Annotated in this window: 17 protein-coding genes and 2 tRNA genes; 10 read left to right on the forward strand and 9 right to left on the reverse strand. The window is 45.5% G+C overall.

Going from position 1 to position 23,037, the window contains the following annotated elements; all coding sequences use genetic code 11:
- The 4 genes from DES35_RS06025 to DES35_RS06040 all read left to right on the forward strand — a co-directional run bounded on the left by DES35_RS06025 (window position 1) and on the right by DES35_RS06040 (window position 3,718).
- A complete protein-coding gene (locus DES35_RS06025; RefSeq protein ID WP_037359408.1) occupies window positions 1–1,101 on the forward strand; it encodes a DnaJ C-terminal domain-containing protein in 1,101 nt (366 codons plus the stop codon).
- A gap of 77 nt (window positions 1,102–1,178) precedes the next feature.
- Window positions 1,179–2,162: a 6-phosphofructokinase gene (pfkA, locus tag DES35_RS06030; protein WP_114366107.1), complete on the forward strand. Its 984-nt coding sequence runs from the start codon at window positions 1,179–1,181 to the stop codon at window positions 2,160–2,162.
- An 11-nt stretch (window positions 2,163–2,173) separates the two neighbouring features.
- Window positions 2,174–3,184 carry a type I glyceraldehyde-3-phosphate dehydrogenase gene (gap, locus tag DES35_RS06035; protein ID WP_114366108.1) on the forward strand — a complete coding sequence of 337 codons (1,011 nt, stop codon included), beginning with the start codon at window positions 2,174–2,176 and terminating at the stop codon, window positions 3,182–3,184.
- 114 nt (window positions 3,185–3,298) lie between these two features.
- On the forward strand, window positions 3,299–3,718 hold the full coding sequence (locus tag DES35_RS06040; RefSeq protein ID WP_125039402.1) for a hypothetical protein: 420 nt from the start codon (window positions 3,299–3,301) through the stop codon (window positions 3,716–3,718).
- Between the two features lie 18 nt (window positions 3,719–3,736).
- Here the strand turns inward: DES35_RS06040 and DES35_RS06045 are convergent, their stop codons facing one another.
- From DES35_RS06045 to DES35_RS06065, 5 genes are all read right to left on the reverse strand, one after another.
- Complete coding sequence (locus DES35_RS06045) at window positions 3,737–5,344, reverse strand: VWA domain-containing protein (RefSeq protein WP_051889351.1); 1,608 nt, start codon at window positions 5,342–5,344, stop codon at window positions 3,737–3,739.
- Window positions 5,341–6,897 carry an AAA family ATPase gene (locus DES35_RS06050; protein ID WP_114366109.1) on the reverse strand — a complete coding sequence of 519 codons (1,557 nt, stop codon included), beginning with the start codon at window positions 6,895–6,897 and terminating at the stop codon, window positions 5,341–5,343. The genes DES35_RS06045 and DES35_RS06050 overlap by 4 nt, the downstream gene beginning before the upstream one ends.
- A gap of 161 nt (window positions 6,898–7,058) precedes the next feature.
- Window positions 7,059–7,135, reverse strand: a tRNA-Ile gene (locus DES35_RS06055).
- A 40-nt stretch (window positions 7,136–7,175) separates the two neighbouring features.
- Complete coding sequence (locus DES35_RS06060; RefSeq protein ID WP_037359425.1) at window positions 7,176–8,630, reverse strand: sodium:solute symporter; 1,455 nt, start codon at window positions 8,628–8,630, stop codon at window positions 7,176–7,178.
- 58 nt (window positions 8,631–8,688) lie between these two features.
- Window positions 8,689–8,770 (reverse strand) — tRNA-Leu (locus tag DES35_RS06065).
- 125 nt (window positions 8,771–8,895) lie between these two features.
- Between DES35_RS06065 and DES35_RS06070 the strand changes: the two genes are divergently transcribed.
- Window positions 8,896–9,792, forward strand: coding sequence for a flavin reductase family protein (locus tag DES35_RS06070; RefSeq protein WP_037359428.1), 897 nt, complete (start codon window positions 8,896–8,898; stop codon window positions 9,790–9,792).
- Window positions 9,793–9,794: 2 nt separating this feature from the next.
- Here DES35_RS06070 and DES35_RS06075 read toward each other — a convergent pair whose 3' ends face one another.
- Window positions 9,795–10,343, reverse strand: coding sequence for an RNA methyltransferase (locus tag DES35_RS06075; protein ID WP_037359431.1), 549 nt, complete (start codon window positions 10,341–10,343; stop codon window positions 9,795–9,797).
- Between the two features lie 48 nt (window positions 10,344–10,391).
- Between DES35_RS06075 and mutS the strand changes: the two genes are divergently transcribed.
- From mutS to acnA, 3 genes are all read left to right on the forward strand, one after another.
- Complete coding sequence (gene mutS / locus DES35_RS06080; protein WP_051889357.1) at window positions 10,392–12,947, forward strand: DNA mismatch repair protein MutS; 2,556 nt, start codon at window positions 10,392–10,394, stop codon at window positions 12,945–12,947.
- A gap of 78 nt (window positions 12,948–13,025) precedes the next feature.
- The gene (locus DES35_RS06085) at window positions 13,026–13,502 is read left to right on the forward strand and encodes a Dps family protein (protein WP_114366110.1); all 477 of its coding nucleotides are present in this window, start codon (window positions 13,026–13,028) and stop codon (window positions 13,500–13,502) included.
- A 19-nt stretch (window positions 13,503–13,521) separates the two neighbouring features.
- Window positions 13,522–16,248, forward strand: coding sequence for an aconitate hydratase AcnA (acnA, locus tag DES35_RS06090; protein WP_037359437.1), 2,727 nt, complete (start codon window positions 13,522–13,524; stop codon window positions 16,246–16,248).
- Window positions 16,249–16,345: 97 nt separating this feature from the next.
- Here acnA and DES35_RS06095 read toward each other — a convergent pair whose 3' ends face one another.
- The 3 genes from DES35_RS06095 to DES35_RS06105 are packed head-to-tail and all read right to left on the reverse strand — an operon-like array spanning window position 16,346 to window position 19,781.
- Window positions 16,346–17,329: a GHMP family kinase ATP-binding protein gene (locus DES35_RS06095; protein WP_037359440.1), complete on the reverse strand. Its 984-nt coding sequence runs from the start codon at window positions 17,327–17,329 to the stop codon at window positions 16,346–16,348.
- Window positions 17,330–17,340: 11 nt separating this feature from the next.
- Window positions 17,341–18,294 (reverse strand): alpha/beta fold hydrolase, encoded by a 954-nt coding sequence (locus DES35_RS06100; protein ID WP_037359443.1) that lies wholly within the window; start codon window positions 18,292–18,294, stop codon window positions 17,341–17,343.
- Window positions 18,291–19,781: a helix-turn-helix domain-containing protein gene (locus DES35_RS06105; protein WP_114366111.1), complete on the reverse strand. Its 1,491-nt coding sequence runs from the start codon at window positions 19,779–19,781 to the stop codon at window positions 18,291–18,293. The genes DES35_RS06100 and DES35_RS06105 overlap by 4 nt, the downstream gene beginning before the upstream one ends.
- A 136-nt stretch (window positions 19,782–19,917) precedes the next feature.
- Between DES35_RS06105 and aceB the strand changes: the two genes are divergently transcribed.
- The gene (gene aceB, locus DES35_RS06110; protein ID WP_114366112.1) at window positions 19,918–21,510 is read left to right on the forward strand and encodes a malate synthase A; all 1,593 of its coding nucleotides are present in this window, start codon (window positions 19,918–19,920) and stop codon (window positions 21,508–21,510) included.
- Window positions 21,511–21,545: 35 nt separating this feature from the next.
- Entirely contained in the window at window positions 21,546–22,823 is a 1,278-nt protein-coding gene (aceA, locus tag DES35_RS06115) for an isocitrate lyase (protein WP_114366113.1), read from the forward strand.
- Window positions 22,824–23,037: the final 214 nt, after the last annotated feature.

Here is a 23,037-nt window from a genome sequence, read left to right on the forward strand (position 1 = left end):
ATGGCAACCAAAAGAGATTATTATGAAGTACTAGGAGTCAGCAAAAACGCGACACCGGAAGAAATAAAAAAAGCCTATAGAAAACTTGCAATTCAATACCACCCCGATAAAAATCCCAACAATAAAGAGGCAGAAGAAAAGTTTAAGGAAGCGGCTGAGGCGTATGAAGTACTAAGTGATCCGGAAAAAAGAGCCCGATACGACCAGTTTGGCCATGCCGGTACCTCGGACATCGGAGGTCAATACACTTACGCTGACCCGTATGATATTTTTGAGCGATTCAAAGACATTTTTGGGTTTGATACCGGATTTAACTTTGGCGGGGGCTCCAGAACCAGCAAAGGTTCAAATCTGAGAGTTCGAATAAAAGTAACTCTAGATGAAATCATTAATGGCACAGAGAAAAAAATAAAAATTAAAAGAGCAGTCCTGGCAAAAGGCGTGAATTTTACCACTTGCCGAATCTGCAATGGTACCGGCAGGGTGTATCGCGTGCAAAACACCATTTTTGGTGCCATGCGTACTGAATCCATTTGTGGTCATTGTCAGGGCACGGGAAAGACAGCCTCTTCTATTCCACCCGGAGTAGGTCCTGATGGGTTGGAAAGAAAGGAAGAAGTAGTAACCATTCAAATCCCTCCAGGTGCAGTGGCAGGCATGCAGTTGCAGATGAGGGGCAAAGGGAATGAACCTCCAGGAGGTGGTACTCCGGGCGACCTGATTGTGGTCATCGATGAGGTCGAGCATGATAAATTTAAACGCGAAGGCCTGAATCTGCACTACGAATTATATGTTTCAATACCTGATGCTGTACTTGGCAGTCAGGTAGAAATTCCCTACTTTGGCAATAAGTTGAGAATTAAAATAGACCCAGGAACCCAAAGCGGAAAAATTCTGAGACTGAAGGGCAAGGGTATTCCCGATGTAAATGGATATGAAAAAGGTGATTTGCTGATACATGTGAACGTGTGGATTCCCAAAAAACTTTCTTCAGAGCAGCAAAGAATCATGCAATCCTGGGCCAATGACCCAAATTTTACACCCTCTCCGACAAGTGCAGATAAGACATTTTTTGAAAGGGTAAAAGAAATGTTTTCATAGAAAGTTCAATTCAGGGATGATAAACGTCAGTTGTAAAAGCGTACCATTGACACTAAGTTTGCCCTGAATACTGAAATATGCTAAAAATCCCAAGCCATATAGCTGTTCTTACTTCGGGAGGCGACGCGCCGGGCATGAATGCCGCCATTCGGGCAGTAGTGCGTTCGGCTGTTTACTATGGAAAAAAAATCACAGGGATTTACAATGGCTACGAAGGACTTATTAATGGAAATTTTCAGGAGCTGAACTCGCGGTCGGTAAAATATATATTAAATCAGGGAGGAACATTTTTAAAATCCGCAAGGAGTGATCGCTTTCGCACACCCGAAGGCAGAAAACAGGCTTATGATAACCTTGCAAAAACTGGCATAGATGCTTTGATTGTAATCGGAGGCGACGGAAGCTTCACAGGGGCAAAAATATTTTCAGAAGAATACGACTTTCAGGTCATTGGAGTACCTGGAACGATAGACAACGACCTGTATGGAACGGACTTCACCATAGGCTATGATACTGCCACCAACACAGCGATCGAGTGTATCGATAAAATCCGAGATACTGCTTCTTCGCACGACAGGCTTTTTCTGGTAGAAGTAATGGGACGCGACAGCGGGTTTATAGCCTTGCGGTCTGCCATAGCAGCCGGGGCTCTCGATGTGATCATGCCAGAAAACGACACCACCTATGACCATTTGGTTGAAACAATCAACAGAGCAGGGAAAAACAAAAAATTTTCTAACATAATAGTCGTTGCAGAAGGCAATAAACTGGGAAACATTTTTGAAATATCCAACTTTTTGAAAGGAAAGTTTCCGCATTTAGACATTAAAGTAACCATACTGGGTCATTTACAACGCGGAGGTTCCCCTACTGTCTACGACCGAGTACTGGCCTCAAAGTTGGGCGTGGCCGCTGTCGAAGGTCTGCTTATCGGCCGAAACAAAGTGATGGCAGGTGTTATGCATCAACAGATCATTTATACCCCATTCGAAGAAGCCATTACCAGAAAAGCGTATATTAACCCCGAATTAATACGAATCAACAAAATTTTAACCATCTAAATATACATACAATGAGCACCATCAAAGTTGCTATCAACGGTTTTGGGAGAATCGGAAGACTCTCTTTCAGAAATTTATTTGAAAACCCCCATATTGAGGTTGTAGCGATCAATGATCTGACCAATGCTCACACATTGGCGCATTTGCTTAAATATGACTCCATTCACGGCAGATACACACATACAGTCTCTTCCACAGATGAATCCATCACCATAAATGGAAAAACCATTAAAGTGTATGCCGAGAAAGATCCCGAGCAGCTGCCTTGGGGCCAACTGGGTATTGACATCGTCGTAGAGGCTACCGGGGTATTCAGGAATCGGGAAAAAATGAGCAAACACATTAATGCAGGGGCAAAAAAAGTCATTTTAACGGCACCAGCGGAGGGCGATGTCAAAATGTTTGTGCTTGGAGTTAATGATGAACAACTTACAGCAGATGAAAACGTAATCAGCAATGCTTCCTGTACGACCAACTGTCTGGCGCCGATGGCCAAAGTATTACACGAAAAATTTGGTATCGAAAGCGGGTACATGACTACCGTACACGCCTATACCGCTGATCAAAACCTGCAGGACGCCCCACACAAAGATCTGAGGAGAGCCAGAGCAGCTGCCCTTTCAATAGTACCTACTAGCACCGGCGCTGCCAAGGCAGTAGGAAAAGTCTTGCCTGATCTCAAAGGAAAGCTCGATGGGTATGCTCTCAGAGTCCCTACACCCACAGGCTCAGTGACCGATCTGACAGCGGTACTCAGTAGAGAAGTTTCCGCCGAAGAAATCAATGCAGCTATGAAGTCAGCGGCTGAAAACGAGCTGAAAGGAATTCTCGAATATTGTACGGATCCGATCGTTTCAGCGGATATTATTGGGTCTACGTATTCATGTATATTCGACTCTGCACTGACAGCTGCCAATGGTCGCATAGTAAAGGTTGTAGGATGGTACGACAATGAAGCTGGCTATTCAGCTAGAATAGCAGACCTGGTGGTAAAATTTGCTAAAATTTCCGGTATAATTTAGCGATAAAAAATAAGAGCCGGCCTGTGAAGACAGGCCGGTTTTATTGCTTTCATCACTGAATTTTCAAAATCCTGAGTAAGGAAGCATGTACACTGCCTATCAGAAAAAAATGGTATGTACCTATTAAGAAGTTTTATTGCATTGATAGCTGCCCTTTCTTGTGTTTCCTGCCAATCCTCGTACACAGCTGTAAACGTAGTGATGAACAAGCGGGAATGCGGTGGGGCATTTGGTATGGGATTGACGTTTGAGCAAGTACCTGAAATCGGCGAAGTGTTTTTTGTAAAAAAAGACAACTCCAGACCCAAGCCGGTAAAAGTGAATGATAAAGGGCTTTTGGTACTCAAAGGCAGGAGAGGAAGAGCAGAGGTTTTTATCTCCGAAAAAATTTCTACCAAAGTGGAAATGCAGGGACCTCAATGCGAACAATGGCGAAAAACACCAGATTTTGTTGTACTGCTTAAAAAGGGAAAACATACTCAAGCTGTCGTCATCGATGTGATGTGCAATCCGTGCTTACGCCCCGCTCCCTAGAGCCGGAGAGCTCATTTCCTACAGGGAGCTTAGTGCTTCGCGATAAATTCTTTTCACTACATTTTTTTCTTCTGTATTGTAAAGCCACACATGGTCAAAGCGCTCCACGACTCTTTCATTGGCTTCGTTGGAAATAATGAGGCTGTGAAAAGCTGTACCCTGATGGAGTTGTTGGCGCGCTATGCGTTGCATGATTTCTTCCGATATTCTGTACATTATAAAATCTGAAATCACCAGTACATCGGCATCTTTGTAATGATTGGTTTCAAGTTGGCGCAATGCTTCATCGAGTGCCAGCGAGATGTCGGTTCCTCCACGGAAGCTCATTTTGAGGAAATCCACAAGTGCACTGAGTTCTGAAGTAATGTTTTTTAGATCAATTGTTTTGATACCGGTGGAAAAATTTATCAGATATGCAGCTCTGTCTTGGTGGGATGCCATGCGCACGATGGCGAAACAAAGAACTTTAGCGATTTTTTCGGGTTCGCCCTCCATGCTGCCACTGGTATCCACGCAGACAATAAAAGGACCTTTTTTCTTTTTTCGGGTTACAGTACGCGATTGGGAGGTATGCTCCGTACCTTTTACTCTTAGCTGGTCGTCGTAGTGAAGTTGCACCAATTGGTTATCAGCGAATTTTTTCAGAAAATTCCATTCAAGTTTTTCCTGGTCGAGAAGGCTAAGTTCCTGAGGCAGCGCGAGTGGTATGGAATTTCCTAAGGTAATTCCCGATATTTCTGATCTGTAATGGGGATCCCGGGTAGTACTGTAGGTGGTAAGTTGTACTTCATACCGTTCTTCGAGGGTTTCGAGCTCTGCTTCCCTTAGACTGCCCAGAGTGTCGGCTAGTTGCTGTATGGAGGAGACATCCTTCAAATACTGGTGAAACCGGTCTAGGATTTCAAAATCGTCCTCTTTGATTACAGAGTTGTTGAGATTCCACTCCGGCTCCAGATAGTCTGAAAAATTGCCCAAAATAGATTTGACGCGAATTATTTCCAGAGTTTTGTTTTGGATGTTTTGCGCGAGTTCCTCATACTGTTCCTTGATTTGGCTGATTTGCCAGCGAAGGATGCGCACCTGTAATCCGGCATCCCATATGGAAAGCAAATCGTCGATCAGCAGATTGAAGATATGATGATCCGGATGGTTTTCTAGTTCCTTGAGCCGGGTGCGGTGATATTCGAGATCGCGGCTCTCAAATTCTGCGGTCGAGAGAATATCTCTTAGCAAGTATGGCCATTGTTTTCTGAGGATGTGAAGAGGCCTGGCTGTCCAACCTTCGAGGGTAGCCTGCTCTGCTTGCCACGGATGTTGTTTTTGGGTTTTTTTGGCTACATTTCTGAAAAAAAACAGTATTTCAGAGAGAATTCTACGCGACAATAAAGTGTTCTGCTGCAGTTCTGCCAGCACTTCTTCCCTTTCGAAAAGTTTGTCGAGATGTTGTCTGAGCTCGGCAGCATAATTTTCTTTGAGTTCAACGGAAGGTTTCCAGGTCGATTGGAGCCGAAGTTTCTGAAGAAGATATGAAGCTATGTACTCGCGCATCCGGCGATTGAGTACCTGACCAAATTCTACAAAGGCCTCTACCTCATCGGACAATTTCAATTCATCGGTGTATTTCATAGCACTTTTTCAGCAGATGTATGAGCGCTGTATTGAAACCGTGCTTTTTCCAGCCTCAGCTTTAGCTGTTCTAACCTCGAGGTGGTTTTTGTGTAGTTTTCAGAAATCAGATGCAATATACTTTCATCTACAAAAAGATGTTCGGAATTGTCATCAAGTTCACGAGGCATGTTGTTTTGAAGCCATTCAAATCGCTCATCGATAAATTTTTCGAGTTTTTCGCCCCACTCGTCCCAATAAGCCTTTACCAACGGGTGAGGCGCCTTGTAAACGTACCTGGTAACTTCCTGTTTTACGGTCTGAATATCGAGAGTTAATGTTCTGCTGTTGTGGAGCACTTTGATAGTATACGGTCTATTGCCAAGGGATGTTTGCAATCTGTAGACAAGTTTTAAATCCTGGTCGTAAAAATTGATGACTTGAAATTCTCCTGGCGATAGGGCTTTGAAATCAATTATTTTAAGGTAGGTGGCACTAGGAAGGTCATCGCATTTTTCCAGAGGAAAGAATTCATCACGCACTGTACGGGGCACATCTGTCAGGTCGATGACTTTTAATTTGGTTTCTGATAGGATTTCATTTTCATAGCGCTGAATTTCAGCAGTTAGAAGTGAAAGCTTCATGGCCGTGTTGTATCCGTGTTCGCGGATGGTCTCGCTTACGATTTTTCTCAAAATCGGAATCTGGGAGGTATGGTTCCAAAGGCAGTGTACGGCCAGGTAAACATCGCTCAAATGAATGGCCCGGCGCCCATGACATACTGCGGAGACTTTCATCAGTCGCACGATTTTTTTCCAGCGTCGGTCATAAATTTGGAAAGGGGGAATCTCAGTCTGTCGGTTGTTAACTTCTTCCAGTTTTTCATAAATCACCCTGATGGCAGTGGCCACTTCATCAGGAATCTCCACCTCATCAGCCATCTGTGACCACTGCCTTAACTCTTCGATCGATATTTTGAGGTCAGGGGGAATGTTGTCAGTATACAAATTTTGATTTCCGGAAATAAGTTTCAGAAATGCGCTCGCATTTTTTACCGGGTGAACCTGGTAGCGGATTAAAAATCTGTCCCAAAGAGGTCCATAGCTTTCACCTTCGGGCGGCAGTTCATTGCTTGCTCCAATGATGGCGTGCAGATTGACGTGTATTTCCTGGGTGCCGTTTCGATAGATGCGCTCGTTGAGGATGGTGAGCAAGGCATTTTGTATAGCAGGTCCTGATTTCCAGATTTCGTCTAAAAAAACCACATTGGCACCGGGAAGATACTCCTCTGTCAGTCGCTCGTATTTGTCCTCTTCTTTGAGTTTTTTGATGGAAATCGGGCCGAAAATCTCTTCCGGTGTACTAAACTTGGTCATGAGGTACTCAAACGATTTTCCATCGGAAAAAACATGTTTCAATCTTCTGGCTATAAGGCTTTTTCCTACTCCAGGAGGACCATAAAGAAAAATACTCTCTCCGGCTACTGCACTCAGGAGGGTGAGCTTAACTGCTTCTTCCCGTTCTACAAGTCCTTCGGTCAGGTAATGGAGTAGCTGTTTTAATCTGTTTTTCATTCCTATGTTTAACAGCTTCAGGATATAGAATTGTTTTTAAAGATAAATGTATCTCATTAAAAAAGAAATGGCTAATTGAAAAGGACGAAGGGACTTGCCCAGGTGGGCCAGGATAGATGTTGATACAAAAAAAGGTTGCTTTAAGCAACCTATATTTTCAATGGTGGGCCCAACAGGGCTTGAACCTGTGACCCCCTGATTATGAGTCAGGTGCTCTGACCAGCTGAGCTATAGGCCCTCCCTTTTGCAGGGGCTGCAAATATACATTCACACATGAATTAATTGTGAGAAAAAATCCTTTTTCGAATGAACCAAAGCCCTAAAACCATCAAAAGGCCGTTGATTACAATCAGTTCAAAGCTGAAGGTATAACCGAACCATTTCCCGCTATTGACTTTTAGAATATAGGTAAAAGCGGGAGCCAGCACGGCAACTACCGGAATGTATTGGTCTTTGATATTCCATCGGGTAAACATGCCCACAGCATACAGCCCAAGCAGGGGCCCGTAAGTGAATCCAGCTACAGTAAAAATTTCATTGATTACACTTTGACTTACAAAGTACCTGAAAATCGCTATCAACAGCAAAAGGGCAAGAGCAAAACCCAGATGGGTTAATTTTCGGATTTGGCGGTTTTTCCGTGTGTCTTCCAAAGAAATCCCCATCACATCGACAGTAAAAGAGGTAGTAAGAGCAGTAAGAGCGCTATCGGCACTGCTGTAAGCTGCAGCTATGATTCCAACAATAAACAATATACCTAAAATCACTGGGGCATTCGGGCTAAAGGCTACCGCAGCAAATAGTTCGTCGCCGGCAGCATCAATTCCAAATCTTTCTGCCCATTCATAAAGGAGCACGCCCAACGACAGAAATAGCAAATTCACAGGAATGAGCAGAAAGGAGAAGACCATCATGTTTTTCTGAGCCTCAGGCAGGCTGCGGCAGGCCAGGTTTTTTTGCATCATATCCTGGTCGAGCCCGGTCATGGTGAGTGCTATGAAAACACCGCTGAGAAACTGCTTGATAAAATGCTTACTGTCGGATAGGAAATTTTCAAAGTGCCAGATTTTGGACATGCTGTTTGAGGTAATAAATTGAAATAGGCCACCCTCAGTTTCACCTTTGAGCTGTTGCCATAAAAAATACATGGCAGTAATCAGGGTACCGATCATAAAGACGGTTTGCACCACATCCGTGTAAATGACGGTTCCAATGCCACCTTTGAAGGTGTAGAGGTAAATCATAACGATGCTGATCGATACGGTGAGCCAAAAAGGGAAGCCAAAAGGTTCAAAGACCAGGGTATGAAGTATTAATGCCACCAGATACAACCGGAATCCTGCACCAAACAGCCTTGAAAAAATAAAAAACGCGGCACCGGTCTTATAGCCAGCTTTGCCAAACCGCTCATCGAGATATTGGTAAATGGAAATAAGACGGATTCTGTAGTAAAGTGGTAGCAATACACTGGCAATTAAGGCGTAACCGACCAAGTAGCCAAAAACCATCTGCATGTAGGCCATCTGTTGGGTTTTTACCCAGCCGGGTATGGAGATGAAAGTGACGCCCGAGAGCGATGCTCCAATCATTCCAATGGAAATCATCCACCATTGCGCATTGCGTCCACCGGTGAAAAAGTGAAAATTGTCAGATCTTTTTCTCTTTGATGATATCCAGATTAATATCCCAAAGTACGAGACAATCAGCAGGAGTATATAGAGGGGATGCGCCATTGGCTTTTGACACTCAACAAAAAAAACACCTCTTTTTCAGGAGGTGTTTTGAGGTTTGTGCGGATGGAGGGACTCGAACCCCCACGCCTCACGGCACCAGATCCTAAGTCTGGCGCGGCTACCAATTACGCCACATCCGCTTTTGGATTTTCCAAAAAACGTCTGCAAAGCTAATGGAAAAAATCCATTTGTCCTGCAATTTTGTTTACTGAGTTATATTGTTTTACGGAGTGTACTTTGCCGCCCGAATTCAGACAACATTCATATGATAAAGATTAAACCAGGAGACATTCCGGTTCCGCGCTTTCAAGGTTTGTTGCAGCATGCAGTAGCTCCACGTCCTATAGCTCTAGCCAGCACAGTTGATGCTCAGGGCAATCCCAATCTGAGTCCATTCAGCTTTTTCAATGTATTCAGTGCGAATCCACCCATACTGGTGTTTTCCCCGGCGCGCAGAGTTAGAAACAACACTACCAAAGACACCCTTGAGAATGTAAAAGTAACAAAGGAAGTCGTGATTAATGTTGTTACCTATGCCATGGTTCAGCAGACTTCTCTTGCTTCATCAGAGTATCCAACTGGTGTCAATGAGTTTGTAAAAGCTGGTTTCACACCTGTAGAATCCGAATTGGTAAAACCCTTCAGGGTGAAAGAATCGCCTGTGCAGTTTGAATGTGTAGTCAACGACATTATAGCTCTGGGCCACCAGGGCGGAGCGGGTCACTTAGTCATCAGTGAGGTAAAGCTGGTACATCTCTCCCCCGATATCCTTGGACCAGATGGGCTGATAGACCAGCATAAAATCGACCTGGTGGCCCGCCTGGGGCGAAATTGGTATTCGCGCAACAGTGGAGAAGCTTTGTTTGAAATTGAGAAGCCCCTGGAGAAACTGGGGGTGGGGGTAGATTCAATTCCCGAAGAGGTGAAAAAAAGCGGAATATTCAGCGGCAATGACCTAGGACGCCTTGGCAATGTAGAAGTAATTCCCACCTTGGAAGAAGCCAAGCTGTTTGTTCAAACGCTTAGAAAAGATACAGCCTACAGAGAGATCGAACAGTTTTCAAAGCAGGAACTTATGCAACTGGCCAGAGATTTCCTGGCAGACCAGGATTCTAGTGCCAAAGACGCGTGGATGCTGATCTTATACGCTTTGAACAGATAAGGTCACAGAGAAATCCTGTCTTTCAGCTGATTGAAAAGCTCGTAAATAACAATTCCTGCACAAACGGAGATGTTCAGTGAGTGTTTCGTGCCGTATTGAGGCAACTCCAGGCAGTAGTGACACAAGTCAATGACTGCCTGGCTAACTCCCATCACTTCGTGGCCAAAGATTACGGCTAATTTTTCTGCCTGCTGGCATATCCTGGGAATTTGCGAGGGAGTCATTGCTTCTGTGGCTTGCTCGATGGCTATCAAGGTGTAGTGGTCTGATTTAAGATTGTTTAAAGCCGTAAGTATATCGCGCTCATAGCTCCAGCTTACGGACTCTGTAGCACCCAGAGCCGTCTTATGAATTTCGCGATGAGGTGGTACCGGCGTGGTACCGGTCAGGAGGATGTGCTCAACCCTGTAAGCATCGCAGGTGCGAAAGATGGAACCCACATTGTGCATACTCCTGACGCTGTCTAAAACTACCGTAAGCGGTATTTTTGGTGCAGTTTTGAATGCGGCAACATCGAGCCTTCCGAGGTCTTGATTTGCAATTTTTTGCATAGCTACAAAAAGGACAGAAGATTGAGCAAAGGAGCAGATACCCCACTGATGAAGCAATATTACAGCATTAAGGCAAAATACCCTGATGCCATTTTGCTATTCCGGGTGGGAGATTTCTATGAGACTTTTGGCGATGACGCTATAAAGACAGCCCGAGCTCTTGATATTGTATTGACAAAGCGATCCAACGGAGCTGCAGCCGATATAGAATTGGCGGGATTTCCTCACCATTCCCTTGAAGTCTACTTACCGCGATTGGTGCGTGCAGGGTATCGGGTGGCTGTTTGCGAACAGTTGGAAGATCCGAAGTTGGCCAAAAAAATTGTCAAAAGAGGTGTCACCGAACTAGTAACACCGGGACTGGCCATCAGCGATCATTTGTTGCCATCTCGATCCAATAATTTCCTTGCTTCTGTAATGTATCGCGAACCCAATGCTGCCGTGGCTCTGATTGACATTTCCACAGGTGAATTTTACTATACTCAAGGACAGCTTCCCGATGTAGAAAAAATAGTATCGGCTACAAAACCGGGTGAAATAATATACCCCAAGAAATCATCCGAAAGCTTGAAGCAACTGCTTTCGTTGGGAGGGTTTCATTTTGGGTTGGACGACTGGATCTACAGAGGAAACTATGCCGAGGAGCAACTGCTCAGGCACTTTGGTGTGAGCACGCTTAAGGGTTTTGGGTTACACGAATCACCGGAAGCCTTGTTGGCAGCCGGAGCTGCGCTTCATTACGTGCGCGAAGCACAGCAGCGTGACCTTTCGCACATTGCCTCCATTCAACGCATCGGAAATGAAAATCACCTCTGGATTGATCGCTTCACGCTCAGAAATCTGGAAATTTTCAGTCCCATATCGCCGGACGGGACAAGCCTGGTAGAGGTACTCGATTGTACCAGTAGCCCTATGGGCTCCCGTATGCTGAAACGATGGTTGTCCCTACCCCTCAAAAACATTGAAAAAATAAATACGCGCCTGGAAGTTGTCCAATGGTTTACGGAAAAAATAGATGTTCTCAGGAAGCTGTCAGAAAAACTATCGCAAGTGATGGATCTGGAGCGGGTCACTTCCAAAATTGCAGCGCAAAAAGTTTCACCCCGCGAATTGGTAGTACTTTCCAGAAGTTTGGGTTTATGTCACGAAATTCGACAACTGCTGCATCAGCAAGAGGGTGTAGGAGCAAAATTTTGGTCAAAAGTTCCAGATACCATACCCATAAAAAATCTTCTGGATGAAAAATTACACGAAGACGCACCGGTCGCCATCAATAAAGGGAATGTTATAAAACAAGGAGTAAGCACTGAACTGGATGAACTCAGAACGCTAAGGTCCAATGCTCAGGACTTCCTGCTCAACCTCCAGCAGAGAGAATCGGATAATACCGGAATTCCAAACTTAAAAGTAGCTTACAACAACGTGTTTGGTTATTATCTGGAGGTCCGCAATACACATAAGGACCGCGTTCCTGCGCACTGGATTCGCAAGCAGACCTTGGTGAGTGCAGAGCGCTACATTACCGAAGAGCTCAAGGTTTTTGAGGATAAAATCCTGAATGCCGAAGAAAAAATCCTTGCTCTGGAAATGCGACTTTACAGCGAACTCCTGGAAGAGTTGACCAGTCACATTCCCGTATTGCAGCAAATAGCCAAGACTTTGGCTGAAATCGATTGCTATGCTTCGCTGGCACTGTTGGCGATTGAAAACAACTACACTCGCCCAGAGATGACCAATCATCCAGTCATTGACATCAAAGGAGGCCGGCATCCTGTGATCGAAAATCGCCTTCCACCAGGACGTGATTATATACCCAACGACTTAAAGCTCAATAAGGAAGATTGTCAGATAATGATGATAACCGGACCAAACATGTCGGGCAAATCAGCATTACTCAGACAAACGGCACTCATCTGCCTGATGGCACAGGTAGGTAGCTTTGTACCGGCAGAAAAAGCAGTACTCACTCCTTTGGACCGGATTTTTGTACGTGTAGGAGCTTCAGATAACATCTCGCAGGGAGAGTCGACCTTTATGGTTGAAATGATTGAAACTTCTTTGATTCTCAATAATGTATCGGAACGCTCCCTTATCTTGTTGGATGAAATCGGACGAGGTACCAGCACGTACGATGGCATTTCCATAGCCTGGTCAATAGCGGCCTATCTCCACGATCATCCATGCAGACCATTTACCCTCTTTGCTACTCATTACCATGAAATGAATGAAATGGAAGGTCAGTATGAAAGGATAAAAAACTTCTCAATCTGCGTGAAAGAAGAAAAAAACAACATTGTTTTTCTCCGTAAACTCATACCCGGCGGCAGTGAGCATTCCTTTGGGATTCACGTAGCCCAAATGGCCGGATTGCCTGCAATTGTGGTCCAAAATGCAAAGCAAATGCTGCAAAAACTCGAAGAACGTTCGAAAAATAAACCAACAGGCATTCCCAGGGAAATACAGCTATCCCTCTTTCAGATGGAAGATATGGTGCTCGAAGAAATACGAAAATCCCTTAACATGCTCGACCTGAATGCCATCACCCCTATAGAAGCACTGATAAAACTCAACGAGATCAAAAAAATCATCAATAGCGGCAAATAGGATAGAACAATTCTAAATAGCCCGGGCCGATAGTAAGCTCTTAGCTCGAAATGTAATTTTGCAGAAAACCATAATTCAATGAACAATTTGAGTATCATAGGATTGAACAAAGAAAAATCTCAGGAATTAGCAGAAAAGCTCAACAAACTTCTGGCAAATTACTCTGTTTATTACATGAATGTAAGAGGCTATCACTGGAACATAAGGGGTGATAAATTTTTTGAACTCCACCTGAAGTTTGAGGAACTATACAATGACCTGCTGGTAAAAATTGACGAAATAGCCGAACGAATCCTGACACTTGGTCATACGCCCTATCATTCCTATCCCACAATTATAAAAAATGCCACCGTGAAAATAGATGAAAACGTGACCGATGGTCACCAGTGTGTAGAGGGTATTCTCGGAGCATTAAAGGTCATCATTTCGCAGCAAAGAGAGCTCCTCGAACTTTCGGACGAAGTAAACGACGAGGGTACTAATGCGCTGATGAGCGACTACATTCGCGAACAGGAAAAGCTCAGCTGGATGTATTCTGCCTACCTTAATAAGTAACCCCCCAAAATCCAAATACATGAGCAACAATGACATTTTTGGTATAGTCAGAGAGTTGCATGCCTCCTCAGGAAAGGTGAAATATTACTCTCTTAAAGCACTGGAAGAGCAGGGCTACAAGGTTTCACATCTGCCATATTCCATACGGATATTGCTGGAAAATGCCTTGAGAAACTACGATGATTTTGGCATTACGCGCGAAAACATCAGCACCATCCTAAACTGGGCACCCGTTCCTCCCAATCAGGAAATTCCCTTCAAACCGGGCAGGGTGCTCATGCAGGATTTCACAGGTGTGCCTGCTGTAGTAGACATTGCTTCCATACGAGATGAAGTTGCACGCAGGGGAAAAGACCCAGATTCCATCAATCCACTAATACCGGTCGATCTTATCATCGACCATTCGGTAATTGTAGACTATTTCGGTACCAATTACGCATTTCGGAAAAATGTAGAGGTGGAATATCAGCGAAACCGAGAGCGCTATCAATTGTTAAAATGGGCTCAGAAGTCCTTTAAAAATTTTTCCGTAGTGCCTCCCGGAAGCGGAATCTGCCATCAAGTAAACCTGGAATATCTGGCCACCGGAGTCACAGTAAGGGATGGTATCGCATTTCCGGATACTTTAGTCGGCACAGATTCGCATACCCCTATGGTCAATGGCATTGGTGTAGTAGCCTGGGGTGTGGGCGGCATTGAAGCTGAAGCTGCGTTGCTTGGCCAGCCTATTTATTTTATTACACCAGAAGTAGTAGGTCTTAAGCTAACCGGTGCTTTGCCAGTCGGTACTACTGCTACAGACTTGGTGCTTACCATCACAGAACTTCTGCGCCGGCACAAAGTAGTTGGAAAATTTGTAGAAGTTTTTGGTCCGGGGCTCAGCAATCTGACAGTTCCCGACAGAGCCACCATCTCCAATATGTCTCCGGAGTTTGGCTGTACGATTACCTATTTTCCCATAGATGATCGCACGCTGGAATATATGCGCCTTACAAACCGCAGCGAAGAAACCATCAAACTGGTAGAAGATTATTGCAAGTCCAACATGCTCTGGCGCGATGACCAGGCTACTATACAGTATTCACAGCTTATAGAGCTCGATCTTTCTACTATTGAGCCAACGGTATCAGGCCCTAAACGCCCACAAGACAAAATTCTGCTAAAAGAGTTTAAGGAAAAATTCATTCACTTGCTGGAGACAGGTTATGGCCGAACCTATCTGCCATCCGATGAACGAGAGGAGTATGCAGGTACAGATGTGGCAGTAGCTGAAGAGGTAAAGACCATGAAAACAGTCGCCGTTAAAATAGGAACAGAGACAGAACTCATAGGCGACGGTAGTGTAGTGATCGCAGCTATCACATCCTGCACCAATACCTCTAACCCATCTGTCATGATCGGCGCGGGAATTTTAGCCAGAAAGGCCCGTGAGAGAGGACTGAATGTAAAACCCTGGGTGAAGACATCGCTGGCCCCTGGGTCCAAAGTAGTGACCGACTACCTAGAGCGCTCCGGACTCCTGAAAGACCTTGAAGCGCTTAGATTTCATGTGGTTGGATATGGCTGTACCTCATGTATAGGAAACTCTGGTCCCCTCCCAGCTCCGGTAGCCAAAGCCATCGATGAAAATAACCTCGTGGTGGCCTCAGTGCTCTCAGGCAACAGAAATTTCGAGGCACGCGTGCACCCCCAGGTAAAGATGAATTTTCTGATGTCACCCATTCTGGTAGTAGCCTATGCCATAGCAGGCCGCGTAGATATTGATTTAAACAACGAACCTATTGGTTACGACCCCAATCTGGAACCTGTTTACCTCAAGGATATCTGGCCATCAGAAGATGAAATCCGAACTACCATGACAAGTGTAATTACCCCGGAGGATTTCAGGCGTAGTTATTCGACCATATTTGAGGGGGATGAGCAGTGGAAAGCCCTTGATGCTCCGGAAGGAAAGACCTTCCGATGGGATCCTTCGTCCACATATATAAAAGAGGCACCATTTTTCAAAGACTTAAAAGAAAACCCTGACCGGCCTGCAGATATTGTGAACTCCAAAGTACTGCTTTGGCTGGGAGACAGTGTTACCACAGATCATATATCCCCGGCAGGTTCGTTCAAAGAAGATTCTGCAGCAGGGAAATATCTGCTTTCTAAGGGTGTGGAAAAGAAGGATTTTAATTCCTATGGTTCCAGACGTGGTAATGACGAAGTGATGGTAAGGGGTACTTTTGCCAATGTACGCATCAAAAACCGTATTGCAACCCGCGAGGGAGGATATTCTGTGCACTTGCCTACAGGCATTGAAGATACGGTCTTTGATACTGCTATGAGGTACAAGGCTGAAAACACCCCTTTGATAGTGCTTGCAGGTAAGGAATACGGTTCCGGCTCATCGCGTGACTGGGCTGCCAAAGGCACCTATTTGCTCGGTATTAAAGCTGTGATCGCAGAGAGCTATGAGCGCATCCACCGCTCCAATTTGGTGGGTATGGGGGTAATGCCGCTTCAGTTTTTGGATGGTCAAAACGCTGACAGCCTTGGGCTGACGGGACGAGAGACCTTTACCATTACAGGCATAAGCGAAGGTCTCGAGCCGGGAAAAATTTTAAAAGTCATTGCCAAAGACGATTCCAGCAAGGAGAAGACCTTTGAAGTCATCTGCCGCCTAGATTCAAAAATTGAAATTGAATACTACACTCATGGGGGCATTTTGCAGTATGTTCTGAGGCAGTTTTTGGCTTCATAGTCCCGATTGACAAATTCAAATAATACGCTATACCCGGGCAACTGCCCGGGTTTTTTTATGGTAATTGGGTGATGGGTTGGAAAAGATATCGCGACTGTCAATCGCCGAAATAGATCAGCTTAGAACCTTCATTTTCAAACTGAAAGGGAAAGTGTCGCAGAGAGGAGAGCTTGCTCATTACAGTTGCTTTTTTCTCAGGTTCAACAAAGAAGAGCATAAAACCGCCACCCCCGGCGCCGAGCAGTTTTCCCCCAATGGCTCCAGCCGAGAGAGCAGTCTGGTAAATTTCATCAATTACAGCGTTGGTGATGCCTCCGGCCAATTGTCTTTTTAGAAGCCAGTTTCTGTGAAGGTAAGTACCCATTTCGAGAATTTCGCCCTGGATCAGTTTATCAAAAAGCTCTTCAGCCATATCGGCCATTGAGCAGAGGGCATTGAATTTCTCTTGTTGGATAGCAGTGTTTTTATTTTGTTCGGCCAGGATGGCACTAGCGCTTCTTTGACTTCCTATATAGAAGAGCATCAGGTGTTCCTCCAGGGCTTTTCTGTTTTGCGGTTTTAGATAAAGGGGGGATACCCGCACGGTTTCATCCGGGTGGAATTCTATCAGGTTTATACCCCCATACGCTGCAGCATATTGGTCTTGCTTGCCAATGGGTTCTCCCAGAATGTCGATTTCTATTTCACAGGCTGTAGAGGCGAGTATTTCTTTGGAGACGGGCAGCTGTTTTCGCACCATCAGGTTGTGAAGTACACCCACGGTAAAGGAGGAAGAGGAACCCATGCCCGTGCCTGCGGGCACATCGGCAATACTGCTGATTTCTAATCCGCCGTTTACCTGCAGTTTGGTAAGTACTGTGCGAAGAATGGGATGCTTTAATTCTTCAACTCGGTCTACGGTTTCGGTGATGGAGTATTTGGTTCTTATTTTTTTGGGTTCGAAGAAGTCGTGGCTACTGATGTACATGAACTTGTTAATGGTGGCGCTAAGCACTGCTCCTTTTCGGCGACTGTAAAAGGTTCTCAAATCTGTGCCACCTCCTACAAAACTTATTCTGAAAGGTGTTTTCGTAATGATCAATGGATTAGGTTTTAGCTGTTGGGATTTGAATCGTCTTGTTTTCTTTTGGGGATCAGATAGCGAATTTGTTGGTCAGTGAGCGATTTTAGTTCGGGATTTTTGTCCAGAAAGCGCAAGATGCGTTTTATCACTGCCTTGTCGCGCAGCACTCGTCTGTGTCCCAGGCCTGACGTTGTGTGAAGCCTGCTTCCCGGCCAGTGATTGTGGATTTCGATGGCCTCTGCATAGGATACATCTTCATCATCGGTATCGTGTATTATGAGTCCGGGCATGCTAAGACCTTTGACTACTTCTGCCAGGGAGTATTGGTGGATTTTGGTCCCGTAGAGTTGTTCTAGTTTTTTGTAGAGTGCAGTTTGAGTTGTACTCGATGCACCTATTCGTACACAAAAATCGCGGACGGTATAGCTTATGCGAGCCGGGGAGGCGATGATCACCAATTTCAAGGCGTGAACCTTTCCATGAGCTGCATTGGCTATGGCCACTCCTCCCAACGAATGCCCGACCATTGCATAGAAGGGCCCATATGAGGCGGAAGTAACTTCTATAGCTTGAATAAACTTAACCAGGTCGGTAAATTTGGAAGGAAATCTGCCATGTCCAGGGGCATCGATTGCTATGGGCTGATAGCCTTTTTCGAGCAACTTTTTGATGAGTTTGTAGAACTGTGTACCGCGTCCGCTCCATCCATGTACAAGCAATATTTTTTTGCCTTTTTTGTTCCATCTGTATACGGTAAAGGGCAATCCATCGGCATAGAGGGTTTTTACGGAGGCTTTGCGCTGCCATTTGAGCTCTTTAGGTGGGGTTTTGAAGGGGATGGGGCGGAAGAATATTTTCAGAGCCAGTTTCAGAGCCAGTTTTGGAAAGGCTTTTTCCAGCAGTTTTATTGTGACCGGAATCCATGCAGGAACCTTGAAGCTGGGGGCTGGTTTGCTGTTATTTTTATTGTGATGTAGAATCATTTGATGAGTCCTTGGGATTTCAGAAGGTCTTTTACTCGTTGAATTTCCTGAAGTTTTTTGTAAATTCTTGGCTCGGCTGCACGCTCGCTGCAATCTTCAAGTCGGCAGCGCTGGCAGGTGATGTTGACTTCTCGGACCGGTATATCTGGGTCATCGATCCATCTAATTTTTTTGCGGGCTTCGTTGTTGATTTCAATTCCTATGCTAACGGAAGTGCGGCTGAAAGGGTGAATGAGGGTTTGTCTGGCCCAAGAGAGCACGATGTACTGCAGTCCGGTGTCGATGTAAGAAGACTTTTGAATACCGAGGGCCTGTTTCTTCTCGGCTGAGAGTTGGTTGAAGATGTTGATGCTTATCCACCGGCGGCAGTAATGCTCACCGCTTTCGTTGCCATGAGGCTGGTGCTTGTTTCCGAGATGAAGTTCCTTTGAGAGGTGAAAGCTCTGCCTGTTGCCATCCTGATTAAAACGGAGAAAGAAAATTTTTTGTAGCCCAAACCGGCCCGGAAGCACATTGGTAAGGCGATACATCAAGGTTTCTGGGGATGTATTCCAACGTTTGAGCAGTGATTCGAGAAACTGGCCAGGAAATTCCATTGATTCCAGAAAGTAAGACACATCGCTGCAAAAGGATTGCAGTGGGAGCAGAAGGGAACCCGCAAAATAAGAGGCCTGAAAATTGACCAATGCCTGATCAAATTTTTCGGTACTGCTCCAGTCTTTGTAATAGTAAATGCGCTGATCGAGGGGTAATTTGAGCCAATGGTAGCCAATTTCTTTGGCCAGAATAAATGCTTTTTGATAGGGGTGTAAATCGGGATGTATGGCCAGTTCTCTTCTTTCCGGATAGTATAAGGCTCTCAGATAGGGTAGGGCATTGTTGTCGTCTTTTTCGCGGAGTTCAGTGATTGTGGTGCCATATTCTTTGGTGAGAATTTCCTTCAGGAAAGTCCAGTCAACCGGTTCATTGAGTGGTATTTTGTATTTTCTGGCACAGAGTTCGGCTTCTTTTTCGAGCTGAGGAAAATAGTTGTCGTGCAATTCCTGATAGGAGCGGAGGGCAGCTGAAAGGAATTTTTCCTTGTTGAGGTCGTAGTTTCTGGCTATATCGATGTAGGTGGAGATAAAGGCGCTTACCTTGGCCGGGGATTGGGTGATGATTTCCACAAATTTCTGGTAATCGATACCGAAATGTTCGAAGGGCAGTTCATCGAGCACTCCCGAATTGAAAATGTCAACTAAAGGGGTCAACGCCCGCGGTAGCTTTGTGCTGACCAGATAATCGTAGGATGTGCCGAGAGCTTCTGCAAGTTCGGCTATTTTATCGGCTTTTGGAAATTTTTTACCTTTTTCTATTTCGTTGATATAAGAGACGGAAAGGCCGCTTTTATCGGCTATTTCCTGTTGAGAGAGGTTTTGTTCGGAACGGAGATGCCGGACTTTAAAGCCAAAAATTAGGCGGATTTTGTCTTCTGTGAGTTTGTACATGGTACAAAAGTAATGTTTGGCGGAAAAAAGTACACTTTTCACGAATAAAATGCGATAATCGAAAATTTTTTAATAGCGAAAATTCGCTGCAAATGAAATTTATCTTATATCTTTGCTTCACAATAAGCCCAGACACATGATCACAAACAAAACCTCACTTCTCAGAATTTCAGCCCCGATACCTTCCGGTGCTGAGGGTATTTTCAGTGATGAAGCGATGGCCTTTGTTGAAGCCCTTCACAAGGAATTCAATGAAAGAAGGCTTGAATTGCTCAACCTGAGAATTCAACGGCAAAAAGAGATTGACATGGGAAGATTGCCTGATTTTTTGCCGGAAACTGAATCCGTACGAAACGGCGGATGGAAAGCTGCTCCGGTGCCAGAGGTAATCGCCGATCGCAGAGTGGAGATTACCGGCCCGGTGGACAGAAAGATGATCATCAATGCTCTGAATAGTGGAGCCAATGTGTTCATGGCCGATTTTGAGGATGCCAATTCACCTACATGGACGAATGTGTGCGAGGGACAGGTCAATCTCTACGATGCAGTCCGCAGGCAAATTGAATACACATCTCCTGAGGGTAAAGTGTATCAGCTCAAGGATGAGTTGGCTGTTCTTTTTGTAAGGCCACGGGGCCTTCACCTTCCCGAAAAGCATATCCGCTTTGGCAGTCAATATGCATCCGGCGCACTGGTTGATTTTGGTTTTTACTTTTTTCACAATGCACACAAAGCAATTGAAAGCGGTTTGGGGCCGTTTTTCTACCTTCCTAAATTGGAAAGCCATTTGGAGGCGCGGTGGTGGAATGATGTATTTGTTTTTTCACAAAAGTATTTGGGCATACCACAAGGCACCATCAAGGCCACCGTGCTGATAGAGACCATATTGGCGACTTTTGAAGCCGATGAAATCATATACGAACTGCGCGAGCATTCTGCAGGGCTGAACTGCGGTCGGTGGGATTATATTTTTTCCTACATAAAAAAGCTGAGAAATCACAAAGGGTATGTATTGCCGGATAGGTCCCTTGTAACCATGGAAACCCCTTTTATGGATGCGTATTCCAGATATGTAGTGCAGGTATGCCATAAAAGAGGTGTTCATGCCATGGGAGGCATGTCGGCTTTCATTCCGGTAAAGGGCAAAGATCAAGAAAACATTGCCGCATTTGAAAAAGTAAAGCAAGACAAACTCAGGGAGGTAAAAAACGGTCATGACGGTACCTGGGTGGCTCACCCGGCTCTGGTTTCGGTAGCCAGAGAAGTATTTGACCAATATATGCCAGGGCCAAATCAGATTTCAAGTCGGTCAGATGAACAGACGATTACGGCTGCTGAGCTCCTGAGCCCTCCGAAGCTGGTTGTCACCGAAAAAGGTATACGACACAACATCAATGTAGCCCTATTGTATATAGAGAGCTGGCTAAACGGGGTTGGTGCTGCCGCCCTCTACAATCTGATGGAAGATGCGGCCACTGCAGAAATTTCGAGGGCTCAGCTATGGCAGTGGCTCAGAAATAAAGTAGTGACAGAAGAGGGGACCACCTTCAACGAGCTTTTGTATCAAAAATTTAAAAGTGAAGAACTTCAGAAAATACGAAAGCTACTCGGAGATGATCGCTTTGAAAATGGAAGATTTAAGGTGGCAGAAGGCATACTGGACCAATTGGTTTTGGAAGAGGAATTTGTCGAATTCTTAACTCTGCCTGCTTACGAATTCTTGCCTTAGCAAACCATGTCAAACCCAAATAATCCCCCCAAACTATGAACAGACATCAAGCCGTGGAAGCCCTCAAAGTAGACTGGGCTACCAATAAGCGCTGGGCTGGTATTACCCGCCCGTACACAGCCGAAGAAGTCGTCAATCTCAGAGGCTCTGTAAAACTTGAATACACGCTGGCACGCAGGGGTGCCGAGCGACTGTGGAAAGAGCTCAATACGCTGCCGGTGGTATCGGCCTTGGGTGCTCTTACAGGCAATCAGGCCATTCAGGAGGTACAGGCTGGCCTGCGTGCTATCTACTGCTCTGGATGGCAGGTGGCCGGAGACAACAATACAGCCGGTGAAGTGTACCCTGACCAAAGTCTTTATCCTGTCAACAGTGTACCTGAGCTTGTCCGCCGGATCAACAATGCTCTGCTGCGTACCGATCAGATTTATTGGATGAACGATGATACATCCATCGACTGGCTGGTGCCGATCGTAGCAGATGCCGAAGCTGGATTTGGAGGTAATTTGAATGCTTTTGAGCTGATGAAAGCGATGATTGCAGCAGGGGCTTCTGGTGTGCATTTTGAAGATCAGCTTTCTTCAGCCAAAAAATGCGGTCATTTGGGCGGCAAGGTGCTCGTTCCCACACAGGAGGCCATCAATAAATTGGTGGCGGCCCGCCTGGCTGCTGATGTGCTGGATGTACCTACAGTGATTATAGCCCGTACCGATGCAGACGCGGCCAATTTGCTCACAAGTGATGTAGATCCGAGAGACCAGCCGTTTTTGACCGGTGAGAGAAGTTCGGAAGGATTTTACTATGTGCGCAAAGGCATAGAGCAGGCCATAGCTCGTGGATTGGCTTATGCTCCGTATGCTGATTTGATCTGGTGTGAAACTTCCAAACCTTCGCTGGAGGAAGCCCGTCAGTTTGCCGAGGGCATTCACAGCAAGTATCCGGGTAAATTGCTGGCGTACAATTGCTCACCTTCGTTTAACTGGGCGGCAAAACTCACCGAGCGTCAGATGAGAACCTTCCGCGAGGAACTGGCGGAGATGGGGTATAAGTTTCAGTTTATCACCCTGGCCGGGTGGCATGCGCTCAACAACAGCATGTTTGAGCTGGCACTGGCATATAAAGAGGAAGGGATGGTTGCCTACAGCCGCCTGCAGCAGCGTGAATTTGAAAATGAAGCCTTTGGATACAGGGCGGTAAAACACCAGGCATTTGTGGGTACTGGCTATTTCGATGCCGTACAGAATACCATAACAGGTGGCGTAGCCTCTACCCTGGCATTGGCCGGATCTACAGAGTCAGAGCAGTTTCATTAGTAGTTTTCCCCTTTTGCTTGCTCTCTTGTGCTCTGACTTCAGTGAAGGAAGCCGTCTCATTGTACAATAAGGCGGTTTTTTTGTGTGGTGTTCTTCGTATTCAGGCAGAAAGGAAACCGGCTGGCTGCCTGTTTTCATTCGTTGTGCGCGAACTTTTCGGCTGGTGTGGGTTTGCCCTAGCTCAAAACGGTCCTGAGGTGCAGGATGGCATTGA

Origin of the sequence: Schleiferia thermophila, assembly GCF_003337435.1 — a bacterium.
Taxonomy (GTDB): domain Bacteria; phylum Bacteroidota; class Bacteroidia; order Flavobacteriales; family Schleiferiaceae; genus Schleiferia; species Schleiferia thermophila.